This is a genomic window from Streptosporangium sp. NPDC050148, from assembly GCF_055586505.1.
Window position 1 is genome coordinate 168977 of record NZ_JBVJIA010000006.1, and the last position, 17678, is coordinate 186654.

11 protein-coding genes are annotated in these 17678 nt (G+C 73.6%); 10 read left to right on the forward strand and 1 reads right to left on the reverse strand.

Annotation, left to right across the window (positions count from 1 at the left end; genetic code table 11):
- Nucleotides 1–61 precede the first annotated feature (61 nt).
- The 9 genes from ACZ6RT_RS08610 (at nt 62) to ACZ6RT_RS08650 (ending at nt 15504) form a co-directional block, all read left to right on the forward strand.
- Nucleotides 62–337, forward strand: coding sequence for a hypothetical protein (locus ACZ6RT_RS08610; RefSeq protein WP_399188352.1), 276 nt, complete (start codon nt 62–64; stop codon nt 335–337).
- A gap of 47 nt (nt 338–384) precedes the next feature.
- Nucleotides 385–3426 (forward strand): TcpE family conjugal transfer membrane protein, encoded by a 3042-nt coding sequence (locus tag ACZ6RT_RS08615; RefSeq protein ID WP_470152676.1) that lies wholly within the window; start codon nt 385–387, stop codon nt 3424–3426.
- A gap of 151 nt (nt 3427–3577) precedes the next feature.
- Entirely contained in the window at nt 3578–6070 is a 2493-nt protein-coding gene (locus ACZ6RT_RS08620; protein ID WP_470152677.1) for an ATP-binding protein, read from the forward strand.
- A 194-nt stretch (nt 6071–6264) separates the two neighbouring features.
- Nucleotides 6265–8622: a type IV secretion system protein gene (locus ACZ6RT_RS08625; RefSeq protein WP_470152748.1), complete on the forward strand. Its 2358-nt coding sequence runs from the start codon at nt 6265–6267 to the stop codon at nt 8620–8622.
- Nucleotides 8623–8636: 14 nt separating this feature from the next.
- A complete protein-coding gene (locus ACZ6RT_RS08630; RefSeq protein ID WP_399188002.1) occupies nt 8637–9317 on the forward strand; it encodes a hypothetical protein in 681 nt (226 codons plus the stop codon).
- 110 nt (nt 9318–9427) lie between these two features.
- Nucleotides 9428–10528 (forward strand): C40 family peptidase, encoded by a 1101-nt coding sequence (locus ACZ6RT_RS08635; RefSeq protein ID WP_399188000.1) that lies wholly within the window; start codon nt 9428–9430, stop codon nt 10526–10528.
- Nucleotides 10529–10542: 14 nt separating this feature from the next.
- Nucleotides 10543–10956, forward strand: coding sequence for a (deoxy)nucleoside triphosphate pyrophosphohydrolase (locus ACZ6RT_RS08640; protein WP_399187998.1), 414 nt, complete (start codon nt 10543–10545; stop codon nt 10954–10956).
- 108 nt (nt 10957–11064) lie between these two features.
- A complete protein-coding gene (locus ACZ6RT_RS08645) occupies nt 11065–13962 on the forward strand; it encodes a DNA polymerase III subunit gamma/tau domain-containing protein (RefSeq protein WP_470152678.1) in 2898 nt (965 codons plus the stop codon).
- A gap of 117 nt (nt 13963–14079) precedes the next feature.
- On the forward strand, nt 14080–15504 hold the full coding sequence (locus tag ACZ6RT_RS08650; RefSeq protein ID WP_470152679.1) for a hypothetical protein: 1425 nt from the start codon (nt 14080–14082) through the stop codon (nt 15502–15504).
- Between the two features lie 142 nt (nt 15505–15646).
- On the opposite strand, the gene ACZ6RT_RS08655 is transcribed toward ACZ6RT_RS08650, so the two are convergent.
- Nucleotides 15647–17089 carry an MFS transporter gene (locus ACZ6RT_RS08655; RefSeq protein WP_470152680.1) on the reverse strand — a complete coding sequence of 481 codons (1443 nt, stop codon included), beginning with the start codon at nt 17087–17089 and terminating at the stop codon, nt 15647–15649.
- Nucleotides 17090–17225: 136 nt separating this feature from the next.
- On the opposite strand from ACZ6RT_RS08655, the gene ACZ6RT_RS08660 reads away from it, so the two are divergent.
- Entirely contained in the window at nt 17226–17666 is a 441-nt protein-coding gene (locus ACZ6RT_RS08660) for a MarR family transcriptional regulator (protein ID WP_470152681.1), read from the forward strand.
- Nucleotides 17667–17678: the final 12 nt, after the last annotated feature.

The following is a 17678-nucleotide window of genomic DNA, read 5'->3' on the forward strand; positions in this document are numbered from 1 at the left end:
CCCGTCATCACCCGGCGGGCGCGATCGTGAGTACGGAGGACAAGAAGTGATTCTCAAGACCATGTTGCTGAGCGTCGTGGAGCTCGCTCAGCCCACAGCTCCTCCCGCAGGCGTCAACACCGAGGGCCTCGCCGACTTCCTCCGCAGCTTCTTCGCCCCCCTCTTCCTGGTCATCGTCTCGGTGGTGGCCCTCTTCTTCCTCTTCACCCGTGAGATCACCAGGTTCGTCCAGTTCATCATCCTGGCGATCGCCATCGGAGTGATCTTCTACGTGCCGAACATCATCGAGGTGACGGCCAAGGCGATCGCGGGCGCGCTGGGCATCTCGGGGGGTTGAGACCGCGCCCGAACGGTCACACAAGGAGAGGCGGAGAGGAGGATCACGTGGATCTGCCCACGTACACCAATATCTGGAGGATCGAGAAGCGGCTCTACAAGCTGTACGACCTACGGCTGCCGATGCCGCTCCCGATCGTCTGGATCGGTGGGTTCGTGGGAGTGCTGGCCCCGTGGTCGCTCCTGCTCTACCTGCTCGGTCTCCCCTTCGCGGCTCCCTGGCACGTCATCTACCTGGTGCCGCCCGGCATCGTCACCTGGCTCTCCACCCGGCCGGTGATCGAGAGCAAGAGGCTCACCGAGCTGCTCCAGTCGCAGCTGCGCTACGTGGGCGAGCCGCGTACCTGGTGCCGGATGGCACCCGTCTCCGAGCCCGCCGAGGTCGCGCTGAACGGCCGGGTCTGGCGTGCCTCGCCGCAGTACGGATCGGTCAAGGTCAAGGCGTCCCGCAAGGTCCGCCAGGCACAGGCCAAGCGCGCCGCGGCCCGCGAGGTGCGTCCGGCCGTGGCCGCCGCGGCCGCGGCGGCGGCCACCGCCCCGGTCGCCCGCGAGCGGATCACCTGGAGCCAGAGCCGCGCCCAGCGCCAGGGGGTCGCCCCGGCACTCGGCCAGGCCACGGCCGTCGAGACGGCGCCGGCCGTGCTTCCGGTCGCGATGCCGGTCACCGTGCCGTCGATGCCACCGATGCCACCGATGCCTCCGCTGCCCGTCTCCGCGGCGGAACCGGCCGGGGGATCGGCCGCGGGGTCGGCCGGGGGACCCGTCGTGTCGGGTACGCGTCCCGAAGGTGTGGGCCGGGCGGGTTCCGGTCGTGCGGGATCGTCCTCCTCGTCCTTCTCGTCGTCCGTGAAGCGGACCGGTGAGGAGGAGCGCGCCCCGGACGTGACCGCGTCCGCCGGGAACGACATCGCCGCCCCGGGCGACACCGTCGAGGCGACGGGTGCCGGCCGGGCCGGGAGGGGCTTCGGCAGGACCGTCGAGGCGAAGGGCACGAAGCCGGAAGACAGGACGAAGGGCACGGGCAACGCCAGGGAGGCCGAGGACTCCGGAGTCGCCGAGGGCTCCGGGACGGCCGGGGGGACGAAGGGTTCCACGAGGGCCGGGGGGCGGGTCTCCGCGTCCTCGCCGTCCTCGCCGTCCTCCGCGTCCCCGTTCCCGGTCGCCCCCGCGTCCCCGGTGTCCTCCGAGACGCCGGGGGCGTCCGGGAGGCCGTCGCCGTCCGAGGCGCCGGTGGCCGCCGGGGGGCCGGTGGCGTCCGAGGCCTCATCGGCTCCGTCCGCCCCCATCGGCACCGAGGCGCTGCGCCGCCTGCGCAGGCTGGCCGCCTCCGCCGACGCCCAGCGCGCCGCGGCGGCCCCGCAGGTCCCGCCGGCGGCTCCGGTGCCGCCCCTGACCGATCCGCCCGCGTCGATCCCGCCCGTGTCGATCCCGTCCACGCCCGTCCCGTCCGCCGCCGTTCCGCCCGCCGTGCCGACCGCTCCCGCCGAGCGACCCGAGCGACCCGAGCGACCCGAGCGACCCGAGCCGACCGGCACACCGAAGCGACCCAAGGGGTCCGAGCAGACCGGCACACCGAAGCGGTCCGAGCGTCCTGAACGGCCCGAGCCGGCCGGGACACCCGAGCGGCCCGCCGTCTCCGATCCCGTGCGCGACCCTGCCGACCCGGCCGTCGCGCCCTTCGTGCCGAGGTTCGTCGGCCCGGCCCCGGCCGGGTGGCGGACCGCGGAGGCGACCGGGCTCCCCACCGACGAGACGAACACGACCGACGAGACGAACACGACCGGCAGGACGCACGCGACCGGCGCGGCGAGCGCGGCCGACCCCGCGGACACCACGGATACCAAGAACACCGTGGACGCGATGGACGCAGAGGAGAGCGCGCGACGCCGGCACCGCAGGGGCCGTCCCGCCCCCATCGGCCACCCGGGCACCTCGGGCACCCCGGGCACTCCAGGCTCCGCGGGCTCCGCGGGCTCCGCGCGGGCCTGGCCTCCCGAGCGGCTCGCGGGCGCGCAGACGGGTCCGGCCGACCCGAGCGGTGCCCGGCCGGGCGCCGGGATGTCGATCCGTGCCGTCCCCACCGGGGCGGCCAAGGCCGATCCGGTGACCCCCGCGCCTCCCGTGCCCGCCTCCTCGTACGGCGAGGCCGAGACCAGGGTCCGCAGGGTGGAGTCGGTGGTCGGCCGGGACTCCTCCGGTGGCTGGCGACGCCTGGCCCAGGTGGTGATCGGACCCGGCGGCGGTGGCCGTACGGACGGCTCGGAGATCGACGAGGCGCGGGCCAGGGCGGTCTTCAGCGGCGCGCGCCGGGTGGTGGTGCTGGGATGCACCGGCGGCGCCGGGCAGACCACGACCGCGCTCATGCTCGGTCACACGCTGGCCCGCTACCGGGAGGACCGGATCCTCGCGGTCGACGCCAGCACCGGCTCGCACGCGCTGTCCGGCAGGATCCAGGGGGAGTCGCCCGAGACGCTGAGCTCCCTGCTCGCCGGGCTCGACGGCGTCCAGGGCTACCTGGGGATGCGTGCCTACACCAGCCGCTGCGCCTCGGGGCTGGAGGTCGTCGCCGGGGACAGCGACGCCGACGCCGAGAAGCGCCTGGCCGACCGCACGCTCTTCTCCGACCGACGCCTCGGCCAGACGATGGACATGCTCGACCGGTACTACAAGATGATCGTCGTGGACCCGGCGGCGGCCCTGGCCGCCCGCGTCCTGCCCTACGCCGACCAGCTCGTCCTCGTCGTCCCGGCCAGCGAGGACGGGCCGGACGCGGTGGCCATGACCTACGAGTGGCTCGACGGGCACGGCTGCGCCGACCTCCGCCAGCGGGCCGTCATGGTGGTCAACGGGGTGAGCCGCCGCAGCATGGAGGACGTGGAGCACGCCGAGGCGGTCGCGCGGGGCAGGTGCCGGGCGATCGTCCGGATCCCCTGGGAGGACGCGCTGGCCCCCGGCAGGGACGACCGGGTGGAACCGTCCCACCTGAGGGCGCCGGGCCGCCGGGCCTACCTGGCCCTGGCCGGCGTCGTGGTGGCGGGCTTCGGAACGGTGCAGTCGAGCCGACCCAGCGAGGAGGAAATAGCCCAGTGATCCCCCGGGCACGAGGAGATGTGGTGAACGGGCTGGACCGGACGCGGGTGAGCGGGCCGTGCCGGCGCAGGGCGGGCGGCCCGGCCGAGGGCCGTCCGGGTACGGCCGCGAGCGGTGCGGGCACGGCCGGACGGTCGGCGGGGGAGGGACGGTGAGCCGCGCCTCCCGGGCGCGCAGCCGCCTCGCCGTCCGGTACTTCGACGACCGGATCCTGCTGACCGACTCGTCGGTCTGGGCCTACTTCAGGCTTCCCACCGTCAGTTACGAGTTCATCACCCCGGAGGAGCGGGAGGCGCTGGCCACGAACATCACGATCGCGCTGGCCGCGATCCGGATGCCCGACGCCGAGGTCCACCTGCGGGTGGCGCACCGCACCTACCCGGCCGCCGAGTGGGCGATGGCGCTGAACGCCACCTCCGACGAGGGACCGGGCTGGCGCGACTACCTGGAGGACATGTACCGGCACGTCTGGGCCAAGGACTTCTGGACCAAGGAGGTCTACCTCGGCGTGCGGCTCGGCCAGCGCGGGCGCCAGCTCGGGGCCGGGGTGCTCTCCCAGCTCTTCGGCTTCTACCAGCGCAGCGAGAAGGTCCTGGGCATCGAGGACGACCACGTCCCCAAGGCGGAGATCGCCAAGTGGTCCGAGCAGGCCGAGCGGCTGGGCAGGGCGCTCGCGGCCAGCTCCCTGTACGCCAGGCACGCCACCTCCGTCGAGCTCGCCTGGCTCTTCCAGCACGCCACGACCGGCTCCCTGGGGGATCCGCCCGCCTCGGCGAGCCCCAAGCGCAGGTGGGGGCAGGGGGAGATCGAGTCCCTGGTCGAGGGGCAGATCCACAACGGCAGGGCGCTGCTGAGGATCGAGCAGCCGCACGGCGACTCGTACGTGGCGCACATGTCCTTCGCCCGGTTCCCCGACCTGATGCCGTTCCCCGACGGCGAGCCCTGGATGCACTTCGCCGACCAGCTCCCCTTCCCGGTGGAGATCAGCTCCAGGATGCGGCTGATCCCGCCGGTCAAGGCCAGCAAGGACGTGGCGCGCCAGCTCGCGCACGCCCGCGACATGGACATCCACATCCGGGAGGCCGGGGCGGAGGCACCGCTGGCGCTGGCCGAGCAGATCGACGCGGCCCGGATGCTGGAGCACGGCATCACCAAGGAGCGCCTGCCGTTCGTCTACGGCTGGCACCGCCTGATCGTGTCGGCCCCGACCGAGGAGATCTGCGTGCAGCGGGTCGAGGCGGTCGTGGAGCACTACCGCGACATGGGCATCGACATCGTCAACTCCACCGGCGACCAGTTCTCGCTGTTCTGCGAGACGCTGCCGGGCGAGAAGGTCCGGGTCAACGCCTACGCGCAGCGGCAGCCGTTGCGCACGATCGCGGGCGGCATGGCCACCGCCACCGTCGACCTGGGCGACCGGACCGACGAGAACGGTTCGGGCTGGATGGGCCCGTACATCGGGGAGACCCTGGGGCGGGCCCGCAGCATCGTGCACTTCGACCCGCTGGTGGCGGCGACGCGCAACCGGCCGACGGCCATCGCCATCACCGGCGAGCCCGGCGGCGGCAAGACCACGCTGGCACTGCTGATGATCTACCAGATGGCGCTGCGCGGGGTGACGGTCGCGGTCATCGACCCCAAGGGCGACGCCGACTCCCTGGTACGGCTGCTGCAGCAGCGCGGCAGGAAGGCGCGGATCATCCCGCTCGGCTCGGCGGCGCCGGGCCTGCTCGACCCGTTCTCGTTCGGCGACGACCTCGCGGCCAAGAAGACGATGGCCACCGAGACCCTCCGCCTGCTGCTGCCGCGCATGTCGGAGGAGCGCGAGTCGGCGATGATCCAGGCGGTCGCGGCGGTCTCCAACGCCGACGACCCCTCGCTGGGCAAGGTCGTCGACTTCCTGGAGCGGACCGACGACGCCGCCTCCAAGAACCTGGGCGCGGTGCTGCGCTCCATGTCGGACATGCATCTGGCCCGGCTCTGCTTCGACCCCTCCGGTGGCGACCAGATCGACACCGAGGGCTGGACCACGGTCTTCACCCTGGGCGGCCTGACGCTGCCCGACGCCTCCACCGGCCGCGACGACTACTCCTACGAGCAGCGCCTGTCGGTGGCGCTGCTCTACCTCGTCGCGCAGTTCGCGCGGGGCCTGATGAACGGCCTGGACCGCCGGTCGCCCAAGGCGATCTTCCTGGACGAGGCGTGGGCGATCACCTCCACGCCCGAGGGCGCCAAGCTGGTGCCCGAGGTCAGCAGGATGGGCCGCTCCCGGAACACGGCGCTGGTCCTGGTCTCCCAGAACGCCGGCGACCTGCTGAGCGAGCAGGTGACGAACTGCCTGTCGTCGGTGTTCGCGTTCCGCTCCACCGAACGGGTCGAGGTGGAGCACGTGATGGCGCTGCTCGGGGTCGAGCCGTCCGAGGAGCACAAGGCCGTGCTCCGCTCGCTCGGCAACGGCGAGTGCGTCTTCCGGGACCTGGACGGCCGGGCGGGCCGTATCGGGGTGGACCTGGTCTCGGACGAGCTGCTGCGCTGGCTGGACACGAATCCCACCCGAGACAGACCCGACGAGAAAGTGCATGATCTTCCTGGGGGCGGCAGAGTCGACGGTCCGGGGGCTGCGGCGCTGGAGGTGCGGTCATGAAAGGCTCCCTCAGGGGAATCACAAGCACGCGCGGGCGGGACCCGGGCGGGCAGGGCTCCACCCGCGGGCCCGGCTCACGGACGAGGCGCGTCCCCGGCAAATCAGGCGGATCTCGCGGGCGGTTCCTGCGGCGCGGCGGCGAGGGCCGCGTCCGGAGGGGACGGCTCGGCAGGCGGATCGCCGTCGGGCTGGTGATGCTGGCCGCCTTCCTGGCCCTGCCGCTGGTCCTGCCCTCGGACACGTCCACGGCCGTGGCGGCGGCGCCCTGCGACATGTCCCCGGACCTGTCGCCGGACATCGTCGCGGGCGGCGTGGACGGGCTGATCAAACCGCCGGTCGCCGACCCCGCGCCGGGCACCCTGCCGGCGCAGGCCCCCGGCACGCAGAGCAACTACGCGACCTACGGCATGAGCGGCCAGTTCTGGCACACCCACCTGCTCGGCTGCGACGACATCGCGGCGGTGATGGGCAACGCCATGGCCAACACGGTCTTCCTGTGGGCCAAGGCGCTGGACCGGCTGACCATCACGACCTACCAGGCGGCGGCCACCGAGGGCCCGCTGGAAGCGATCAAGAACGTCGTCGACGACATCGTGATCCGGCTCGCCGACGCCATGTACTGGCCGTACCTGCGGCCGATCGTCATCCTCGGCGCCATCTGGCTGGCCTGGTACGGGCTGATCCGCAAGCGCGCCACCACCACCGCCGAGGGCGTCATCTGGATGGTCCTCGCGGTCACCGTGGCGGTCTGGTTCTTCAGCCGTCCCGGCGACCTGACCGGGGTCGGGAAGGTCGTCACCGACAAGACCGGAGAGGTGATCAACTCGGCCTTCTCCGGGCTGCCCGGGGCCGGTGGGACGTCCTGCCTGCCGCGGCCGGGAGAGGCCGCCCCGCAGGCCCAGGGCGGCGGGTACGGCCAGAGCGGCGTGCCCGGTGTCGAGCAGAACGCCGACGCGCTCTGGTCCACCCTGGTCTGCAAGCCGTGGCTGATGGGACAGTTCGGCACGGCCGACGCCGACGCCCCGATCATCAAGCTGTTCGGCGCCAGGCTGCTGGAGATCCAGACGATCGACGCGGCCGAGATCAAGAGCGCCGAGATGCCCGAGGCCGGCTCCCACCAGGAACGGTACGAGACGGAGATCGCCGACAAGCTGCAGAACGCGCCCGTCTTCCCGCTCTTCCAGGGCAAGGACTGGACGAACCGGCTGGGGGTCGCGATCGGCGCCTTCATGGCCGCGGTGGTCGCCGGGTTGCTGATCTTCCTGGTGGCGGTCTCGCTGCTGGTGCTCAAGGTCGGGTTCCTGTTGCTGCTGATCCTCGCCCCGGTCTTCCTGCTGATCGGCGTCCATCCGGGATCGGGGCGGATCATCGCCATGCGCTGGGTGGAGATGCTGATCGGCACCCTGCTCAGACAGGCGGTGCTGGCCCTGGTCCTGGGCGTGCTCGTGTACGGCTACGCGCTGATCATCTCCACGGCGATGCCGTGGGGCCTCCAGGTCATGTTCATGGCGATCCTGACGATCGCGGTGTTCTTCTACCGGCGGCCGTTCCAGCACCTGTTCGCCTCCATGGACGGGCACACCCTCACCACCCGGATGCTGGGCGACGCGGCCACCGCGCCGACCCTGCAGCGGGCCGCGTCCGCGCTGCCGCCGGTGGCGGCGGCCAGGGTCGGACGGTGGGGCATGCGCAAGGCGGAACCGATGCTGCAGGCGGCCGCGATGGCGAGCGGGGCCTCGGTCGGCGCGGCGGCGGCCGCGGTCGCCCAGGGCAGGGTCCGCGGCGAGGAGGGCGGTGCCACACCGGCCACCCCGTCGGGCACCCGGGTCCCGGCCGGCGCGCAACCGGCCCCGCTCGACACCGACGCCCAGGCGGCCGGCCGTCGCAGGGGCACGGGCCGCCCGGTCACCACGGCACGCCCCGGCGCCGCACCACCGCTCAACCTCTCCGGCACGGGTACGGGAGGCGGCACGCCCCCGGCCAGGTCCGGCGGCTCCTCGGCGCGGAACTCCGGGGGCTGGTTCGGCGGCCGTTCCGGCGGCTGGGCGCCGCAGGGCGGCTCCGGGTCCGCCCCGGCCGGTCGTTCCTCCGGCGGGCCCTCCTCCACGGGCAGGTCGTCCGGTTCCCCGTCGGTCAGGCCCTCGGCACCCCCGGCGGGCAGGCCCCCGGCGCCCTCCTCGGGTTCCACGGGCGGTGGCAGGCAGGGCGGGAGCATCTTCGGCGGCTCCTCCCGCGGCTCCTCCGGGTCCTCGGGCGGGTCCTCGTCCGGTTCCTCGCGGGGCGGCTCCTCCGGGTCCTCCTCGCGGGGCGGGTCGCCGGGCGGGAGCATCTTCGGCGGCGGTGGAGGCGGCGGTGGCGGCAGGAGCGGCGGCGGTCCCGCGGGCTCCGGCGGCCCGCGCAGTTCCTCGGGCGGCTCGCGGAGCTCCGGTTCCGGGGGCAGGTCCTCCGAGGCGCCCCCGCTGTGGATCACCAGGCGGTCGGAGCGCAACGGGGAGTCCGGTGAGGCGGCGCCGCCGTTCTGGCTCCGCCCGTCGAAGCCCGGCAGGGACTGAGGCAGGGACTGACCATGACCGAGCTGGGCAACCGGCGGGGAGTCGTCTTCGCGGTGCTGGTCGCGCTGCTCGCCGCGGTGGGCGTCTACCTGACCATGGGGTCCGACCCCGGCGCGGGACCGGGGGGCCGGCCGGACCCGGCCGGTGCCACCCGCGGCGTGGCCGGGACGGAGGGGCAGGGCGACGCCGAGCCGGCGCGCCCGGCCGCGACGGCCAGCGACGCCCCGTTCGACGTCTACTCCTACCTGCCCATGACCAGGCAGGAGCTGGCCGCCGCCGCGGACTACGCGCGGCGTTTCACCGCCGAGTACGGCACCTTCGGCCACGACGAGGACCCGGCGGTCTACGGCGACCGCCTCAAGGGCTACACCACGGCCGAGTTCTCGGGCGTGCTGCTGCGGACCGTGACCTCACCGGGCACGATCGAGGCGAACAAGGCCGACGAGATCGTCTCGGTCGGGACGGCGCGGGTGAAGGAGATCCGGCAGATCGACAGCGCCTCGGTGGTGTTCGTGGTCGTCGGCACCCAGAACGTCACGGCCAAGAGCGGGAGCAGCCGGCGGACCGCGGAGTACGCCGTCACGCTCATCCAGGCCGGTGCGGAATGGCGGGTCCACGACCTCCAGCCGGCCGACTCCGGCCAGGAGGGAGACGACCAGCCCCTCGAGACCGGTCAGACCGGCGAGGCCGGATGAACGGCGAGGCCGGTGAACGGCGGGCCCGGACGAGCGGCGAGGGCGGATGAACCGCGGGACCATGAACCGCGGGACCATGAACGGCGGGGTCGGATGAGCGGCGGGAGCCGATGAGACAGAACAGGCACCTTCGTCTCGGGCTGATCCTCGGCGTCGCCGCAATCTGCATGATCACGCTCATCATGGCGCCGATGATGATGATCAGTGGTTTCCCCTCGTTCCCGTCCGTCAGCGGCCCGGAGGCCCAGGCCGCCTGCGAACCGGGCGCGCGGACCGTGGGCGAGGAGTCGGAGACGGCCACCTCGGACATCCCCGAGAAGTACCTGAAGCTCTACCGTGAGCACGGTGAGGAGATCGGCGTCCAGTGGAACGTGCTCGCCGGGGTCGGCAAGCGCGAGACCGACCACGGGCGCTCCAAGCTCCCCGGCGTGCAGAGCGGCGTCAACTACGCCGGTGCCGCCGGGCCGATGCAGTTCCTCATCAGCACCTGGGGCGGCAAGGCGAAGATCAAGATCCCGTCCACGTTCAACGGCTACGCCTCCGACGGCGACGGAGACGGCTGGGCCGACGTGTACAACCCGGCGGACGCCATCCTAGGCGCCGCGAAGATGCTGAAGCGGAACGGCGCGCCGGAGGACGTGCGCCGCGCGCTGTTCGTCTACAACCGGGCCTGGTGGTACGTCGACCAGGTCATGGAGATCGCCGGGAAGTACGCCAAGGACGGCGAGGTCACCACGCCGCCGGAGGCCGACGAGAGCTGCGACGAGCCCCTGCTGGAGGCCGCGCCGTCCGACACGGTGGCCGCGATCCTCGAGTACGCCATGGCCCAGCGGGGCAAGCCCTACATCTGGGGCGGCACCGGACCCGCGGGGTACGACTGCTCCGGCATCATCTACATGGCCTACCGGAGCGTCGGCCTGACCATCCCGCGCACCACGTTCGGGCAGTGGCCGTTCGGGGTGCGGGTGCCCGCGGGCGAGGAACAGGCGGGCGACCTCGTCTTCTTCAACTCCGGCCCCGGCACCGGCCCGGACCGTCCCGGACACGTGGGCATGGTGGTCTCGCCGGGGAAGATGGTCGAGGCGAGATGCCGGCTGTGCGGGCCGATCAAGGTCACCACCTACCGGGACCGCACCGGAATCGTGGGATACACCCGGCCGCTGCAAAACCCCCAGATTCTCGAGCAACTGAGATTGAAGGAGCAGGGCTGACAGAATCGGGCCCCATGGAAAAAGTCGTTGTGGGCGCCGCCATCGTCGACGGCGCGGGGAGACTGCTCGCCGCCCAGCGCGCGGACCCTCCCGAGCTGGCAGGGGGCTGGGAACTTCCGGGAGGGAAGGTCGATCCCGGTGAGAGCGAGCACGCGGCCCTGGTCAGGGAGTGCCAGGAGGAACTGGGCGTCCTGATCGAGGTGGGCGAGCGGGTCGGCGGGGACTGGGCGCTGGCCGGTGGCTACGTCCTGCGGGTCTGGCTCGCGGTCATCGCCCAGGGCAGGCCGGAGGCCAGGGAGCACCTGGACCTGCGCTGGCTGGGCGCGGACGAACTCGACGACGTCGCCTGGCTCCCGGCGGACCTGCCCATCGTCCGCGCGGTACAAGGTCGCCTCAACGATGGGCAAGATCGGTTCAATAAGGATTGATCGACTCCGTGACGTGACATAACTGCTACTGGACGTGGCGATGTCGCGCGCCCGCACTCGGGGGAACGGAGATATACGGTGACCGGTTGGTGTCGTGGTATTCGGATCATGTCAGCAGTGGGAGCGGGGGTGCTCGTCCTCGGCGGTGCCACGGGTGCGTACGCCGTCCAGGGAGACGACCCGGTCCGGCCGCCCTTCGACCTGGCCGCGGCCGTCGACTCCCTCACCGGGTCGGAGGCGAATCGCAGCAACGAGCTGGTCTCCTTCCGGATCCGGCTCGAAGGGCCGGGCACCGGCGTCCGGCTGGCGGTCGCGACGGCTCCGCACTGGGTGCTCAGGGGCGTGCTGTGCCCGATGAGGACCGAGTCGCCGGCCTCGCTTCCCAGGGGGATGGCGGTGTGCCGGGTCGGTGACCTGCCCGCCAGGGGCGGCTCGGTCGACGTCCTGCTCAGCGTGCCCGTGCACGCGCGGGACATGATCCTGACCGCGGTGGCCCGGATGCGCGCGGCCGACGGCACGATGGTGACGCAGCAGGCGCGGGGCGTCATCAGGCGTCCGATGACGCAGGCGGGGGCGGTCCAGGCGGGCCAGGGACAACCGCGGGGACAGGGCGCGGGAGAGCCCAGCAGGGTCGACGTCTCCCGCCCGGTGGGAGAGCTCCGGCTGGTCATGTCCGGACCCGCCGACGGCACGACCCCCGGCACCTCCGGTACGCCGACGGCACCGGGAACGCAGGGAACGCCGGGGACGCAGGGAACGCCGGGGACGCCCGCGCAGGCGGCTCCCGGAACCCAGGGGGGTCAGGGCGGTGCTCCCGGAACCGGGGCCGCCTCCGCCCAGGGGGCGAACCAGGGGGCGAACACCACCCCGCAACCAGGACGCGCGGACGCGGGCACCGGTACGCCCGGTGCAGGTATGCCAGGTGCCGCCAGGCCCGGTGCCGGTGCCCCCGCTACGGGCGGTGCCCCCGCTACGGGCGGTGCCGCTGCAGGCACGCCCGGCGTCGCCGGATCCGGTGCGGGTACACCCGGGATGGGCGGTCCCGGCGCCGGTACGTCGAATGCCGCCAGGCCCGGCACGGGCGCGTCCGGAACCGGCACGCCCGACGCCGCCAGGCCCGGTGTCGACGGTACCCCCGGTACGGGCGGTCCCGCTGTCGCCAGGCCCGGCACGGGCGCGTCCGGAACCGGCACGCCCGGTGTCGCCAGGCCCGGCGTCGGTACGCCGGATGCCTCCAGGCCCGGTGTCGGCACGCCCGGTGGGGTGGGTTCGGTTCCCGAGCCCCCTCAGCCGGCAGGACAGGTCGCCACGCCCCGGTGGGACGTGATGGTGGTGAAGCCGGGTGAGGCCGACCAGCGCACCCTGGTGGCCATGCTCGACGCCCTGGGGGAACGGCCCGCGATCATCGCGCGTGGTCCGGTGGCCGGGACGGGGGGCGCAGGACAGGCGCCCGGCCAGGGGACGAACCCCGACCAGGGGACGAGTTCCGGCACGGGGACGAACCCCGGCACGGGGACGAACCCCGGCATAGGGACGAACCCCGGCGCGGGGACGAACCTCGGCGCCGTCGGCGGCACCCCCGCGGGAACGGGCATCCCCGCGACGGGCACCCCCGCCACCGGGACGATCCCGGTGAACCCGGTACCGGGTGCGGGGAACGCCGGCCCGGACACGATGGGTGCACGGCCCTCCGTGGGCACCGTCGTTCCGGGTGGTGCGGCACAGACGCAGCACGGTTCGCACGGCGCGGCGCACGCACCGGGTGGCGTGCCCTCCGGTGCGCTCGGCATGATCTCCGGCAGGCCCGGCGTGCTCGGACAGCCCTCCGGACCTGGCGCGACGGGGACCACCCTGGGGCAGCCCTCTGGAGCGGGTACGACCGGGATCGCTCCCGGCGGACCGGGAGCGGCCGTCGCCGGAGCCCCCGGGACGTCCGGGACGGTCACCGGCGGGCCCGGTGCGCAGGGAACGACCGGTGTTCCCACGGCCCCGTCCGTCGGGAGGCAGGCGGCGGCACCGGTCGCCCCCGCCCCCCAGGGCGGCATGGACCAGGCGGCCCTGAGCCCCGAGGCGGGTGGCGGGGTCACCGGCCGTGAGGCCGGGCAGGGGACGACCGGCCGGGCCGGAGCGGGCCGTCAGGGCACGGACGGATCCGTACCCGGTGCGACAGGGGCCGGGCGGCAGGAAGGCGCCAAGAAGGCGGCAGGCCGGGCCGGGACGCGCCGGGCACAGGCCGGGCCAGCGGTCGGTCAGCACCCGAACATCGGCCAGCAACCGAACATCGGCCAGTATCCGGCCGTCGGTCAGTACCCGGGCGCGGGCCGGCAGCCCGTCGGGCGCCCGCTCTTCCCCGGCCAGGGGGCGACGGGCCCCGGCATGCCGCAGAACATGATCGGGCAGATCGGGGCGATTCCGCAGGGGCCGGTCGTCGCACCCGGCCGGCGGGCGGACGGGCCGAAGCGGGGAGCGGCGAACCACCAGGCGGGCGGACCCGTGGGTGGACCCGCGGGCGGGGCCATGAGCGGCCCGATGGGACCGGGCCACCTGACGATGGTCCAGCCCGGTGTCGGTCAGCCCGGTGTCGGCCAGCCCGGCTTCGGTCAGGGCGGGGCGGGTCAGCAGGGCGGGACGCAGATGCCGGGTGCGCATGTGCCGGGCATGCCCCCTCAGGGCCCCCAGGGACAGATGCCGCCGTTCTCCATGGGGATGGCGGGGACGCTCCAGATGCCCGGTACCGCGAACGGCTCCCAGCTCCGGCTGCCGCCCGCGGGTCCCTTCCCCGCCGGCGCGCAGGGCTCCGTACAGGCCTCCGCGCCGCAGGGCGCACCCCTCCCGCAGGACCTGGACGCCCCGGCCGGACAGGCCCGGCCGATGGCGGAGTCGGGTCCGTTGCTGACAGGGATGGGCGGTCTGCCGGTGGTCGCGCTGGCGGTGGCGTCGCTGCTGGGCCTACTCTGGCTGCAGAGGCGGATCCAGCAACGTCGTCGGTCCCGTTCCGTTTTGTAAAACACGGTTTACTGTTACTTTTGCCCGACTAGTATTTCCTTGACGTGTTCATGGTTGATTGCGTGGAGGACACCGGTGACGCGAGTGCGGCGTAGAGCAGCTGTCTCCGCCGTTGTGATGTCCTTGGGACTCAGCGGTGTCGTCCTGCTCGGTGTGGCACCGCTCGCCGGTTCTCCGGCGGCCGGTGCGACGACGGTCAGGGCGCTGGTCGCCGACCCGTCGCAGATCCCCGGGTGTGACGTGGACCCGGCCGCGCCCTGCGAGGAGCCCCAGCCGATCGTCACCGTCACGGTCACCCAGGACCCGCCGCCGGAGGACCCGCCCCAGGATCCCGCCGAGCCGCAGAAGACCGTGACCACCACGGTGACCGTCCCGCCCAAGTCGACGAAGGTGCCGAAGGCGCCGAAGACCACGGCACCGGCGGCGCCCCCGCAGAACACCGCTCCGGCGACCCAGCCTCCCGCGCAGGAGACGGCCCCGGTCGTTCCGCCGCCCACGATGCCGACGGACACCGCCCCGGCCACTCAGCCGACACAGGAGCCGGACGTCCAGTTCCCCCCGAACGAGACCCCGCCGACCACCCCGCTCCCGTCCGCCGCGCCGACCGAGACCGCCACGTTCGACGACGGGGCCTCCGGCTCGGTGTACGAGATCCGCAACGCGGGCTCGGAGTTCGACGGGGCCACGCTGAGCCGCCAGCTCGGCATCCCGGCGCTGATCCTGGTGCTGCTGGTGCTGTTCGCCGTCCTCATCTTCGAGGGCAGGCTGCGCCGCCTGGCCCATGCCGCCGCGGTCCGCCGGGCCGGTCCCCGCATGGCGGGTCCCCGCGGGGAGCCGGTGGACCCGATGATGTATCAGGCCGGGTCGGCGTTCGTCCCCGCCCACTACCAGTCCGGCACGGCGTACGCGCCGATCATCAGCCTCGTCCCCATGCAGATGTACGGCCCGGCCTACCCGGAGGGCTACGCCCCCGAGCAGTACCCCCGCGGGTACGAGCAGACCACGGCCTACATGCCGGGGCCCGGCTACGAGCAGCCCGGTGGACACGTCGATCCGTACGGGCGGCCCGTCCCCGGCCCGGCGGGTCCGGTGGGCCCGATCGGGCCGCTCGGCCACGACGGCTCGACGGTCGCCTTCAGGGAGCCCCGGGAGACCACGGCTCCCAGGCCCGAGGCCGACGAGAAGGGCTTCCCGCCGGGAGCCGTGGCCGAGTACCCGGGGGCGCCGTTCCCGCAGGAGCCGCCCCGCGGCGGCAGCGACTTCGACGGCCCGCGCTTCCAGAGCGGCCCGCGCGACGACGTCCGGCCCCTCGGTCCTGAGCCGAAGGACCCCACCGGGAGCACGTTCGGTGCTCCCGAGGTCCTGGGCGCAGGCCCGGGTGCTCCCGGGGACCGGCCGGCCGGAGGCGAGCGGCCCGCGGCCGAGCCGACCCGGACGGCGGCCTACCCGACCCAGGGTCAGACCGGCGCGGAGCCCGGCACGGGCGAGGGCGGCGCGGAGCCCGGCAAGAAGAAGCGCGGCCTCTTCCGCCGCTCCTCCTGAGCCCGAGCCGAGTCCGGGCCGAACCCGGGTCCGAGCCCGGTTCAGCCCGTTCTCCCGAGCCCAGGCCGAACCTGAGTCCGAGCCCGGGTGGTCGCCTCATGGAACTCCCGCGCCCCCGAACGGGCCGGTCGTCCGGCACGGTCTACGGCTCGGCCGTGGACGGGGCGGGGAGCAGGGGGCTCAGCAGCGCGGCCAGGACGAAGACGCCGACGTTGCACCACAGGGCCGTCGCGGTCGCCGCGCCGAACCGGTCCGCGAGGTCACCGGTTCCCGCGGTCACCAGGGCGAAGAAGACGGCCCCGACGACCGTGATCCCGGCGGCGGTGCCGAACTGGATACCGGTGTTGACGACACCGGAGCCGGCACCGGCGTCGTCGGCGGGGACGTCGCCGAGCACCACGCCGGTGAGGATCGGCACGCACAGTCCCATCCCGAGGCCGACGACCAGTTCGGCGGCGGCGACGTGCGGCCAGGCCAGGCCCGCTCCCAGGACCCGTACACAGGCGATCATGACGAGGGTGCCCGCGGCCATGGTGAGCGCGCCCGCGCCGATGAGGCGGCGGCCGTGGGCCGCGCCGTGGCGCAGCGCGAGATGGGTGGTGGCGGTGATGCCGACGGGCCAGGCCAGCGTCACCAGCGCCGTGCGCAGCGGCGTCCACCCCAGGCCGGACTGGAGCTGGTAGGTCAGCACCAGGAAGAACGACGTCACGCCGGAGAAGACCAGCAGCACCACGACCACCCCGGCCGTGAAGGATCTCCGCCGGAACAGCGTGGGCGGTACGAGCGCGGAGCCGTCCCGGCGGTGGCGCCGCCGCTGCTGGACGACGAACAGCCCCAGGACCGCGACGCCCCCGGCCGTCACGGCGAACGTCCAGGCGGGCAGGCCCTCGGCCGGTCCCTGCACGAGGGGGTACATGATCCCCAGCGTGGCCAGCGTGACCAGGGCCACCCCGGTCAGGTCCAGCCGCAGCGGCCGGTCGGAGCGGGTCTCGGGCATGAACCGCAGCGCCGCGCAGAAGGCGAGGATCCCGACGGGCACGTTCACGTAGAAGATCGCGCGCCAGCCGGTGCCCAGCACGTCGTACTCGGTCAGCAGCCCGCCCAGCAGCGGGGCGCTGACGCTGCCCGCGCTGAGGACGGCGCCCAGCAGCGAGAACGCCAGGGTCCGCTCGGCGGGGGCGAACATGGTGACGATGACCGACATGACCTGGGGCACCATCAGCGCGGCCATCGCGCCCTGTGCCAGGCGACCGGCGACGAGGGCCTCCGGCGTCATGGCGGCGCCGCACGCGACGGAGGCGGCGGTGAACCCGGCGACGCCGATCAGGAAGAGGCGCCTGCGGCCGAAGATGTCACCGAGCCGTCCACCGGTGATCAGCAGCAGGGCGAACGCCAGGGCGTACCCGGCCAGGCTCCACTGCGCGGCGGTGTGGCCGGCGCCGAGGTCGCGCTGGATGCGGGGCAGCGCGATGCCGAGGATGGTCGCGTCGACGTTGTCCATGAAGGCGGCGCTCAGCACGACGCCGAGGGCGATCCAGCGTCGCCGGGACAGGGGCGGGCCGGTCGGGGGAGCGGATACGGGCATGGCCTCTTCCGGGGGGATCGACTAGTGTTCTTGAACCAAAATAGAGACTCTCGTATTTAGAGCCTCTCTGTTTTAGAGAGAATAGGAAGAGGGGGCCGACGTGTCAACGGAGCCGGGGAGCCGCACGGAGATGATCATGGCCGTGTCCGACCAGGGGCGCCTGACGGCCATGCGGGCGGCGCTGTTCCACGTCGGCATCGCCGGGCGGGCCGGGATCAACGTGACCGACTTCAACTGCCTGGCCCTCCTCGACAAGGAAGGGCCCCTGACGCCCCACGACCTCGCCCTGCGGATCGGGCTGACGCGCGGCGGCGCCATCACCGCGGTCGTGGACCGGCTGCAGAAGGCGGGCTACGTGCGCCGCGAGCGGGACGCCGCGGACCGGCGCCGCGTCCTGGTCGAGCTGGTACGCGAGGGCCCCTACCGCGCGTTGCAGGAGATCCTGGCGGACGTCAACCGGGCCTACGCCGAGCTCGCCGGGCGCTACAGCGACGCGGAGCTGGCGGTCATCCACGACTTCGCCGTCCGCGCAAACGACGTCATGCGGGAACAGACCCGCAGGCTGTGGCGGGACTGAGGGCGGAAACGC

What these genes read in the sequence shown, in the direction of transcription:
- ACZ6RT_RS08610 (WP_399188352.1), top strand. Translation starts at nt 62, where the DNA reads ATGTTGCTGAGCGTCGTGGAGCTCGCTCAGCCCACAGCTCCTCCCGCA.
- ACZ6RT_RS08625 (WP_470152748.1), top strand. Translation starts at nt 6,265, where the DNA reads ATGCTGGCCGCCTTCCTGGCCCTGCCGCTGGTCCTGCCCTCGGACACG.
- ACZ6RT_RS08630 (WP_399188002.1), top strand. Translation starts at nt 8,637, where the DNA reads ATGACCGAGCTGGGCAACCGGCGGGGAGTCGTCTTCGCGGTGCTGGTC.
- ACZ6RT_RS08635 (WP_399188000.1), top strand. Translation starts at nt 9,428, where the DNA reads ATGAGACAGAACAGGCACCTTCGTCTCGGGCTGATCCTCGGCGTCGCC.
- ACZ6RT_RS08640 (WP_399187998.1), top strand. Translation starts at nt 10,543, where the DNA reads ATGGAAAAAGTCGTTGTGGGCGCCGCCATCGTCGACGGCGCGGGGAGA.
- ACZ6RT_RS08645 (WP_470152678.1), top strand. Translation starts at nt 11,065, where the DNA reads ATGTCAGCAGTGGGAGCGGGGGTGCTCGTCCTCGGCGGTGCCACGGGT.
- ACZ6RT_RS08650 (WP_470152679.1), top strand. Translation starts at nt 14,080, where the DNA reads ATGTCCTTGGGACTCAGCGGTGTCGTCCTGCTCGGTGTGGCACCGCTC.
- ACZ6RT_RS08655 (WP_470152680.1), bottom strand. Translation starts at nt 17,089, where the DNA reads ATGCCCGTATCCGCTCCCCCGACCGGCCCGCCCCTGTCCCGGCGACGC.
- ACZ6RT_RS08660 (WP_470152681.1), top strand. Translation starts at nt 17,226, where the DNA reads ATGGCCGTGTCCGACCAGGGGCGCCTGACGGCCATGCGGGCGGCGCTG.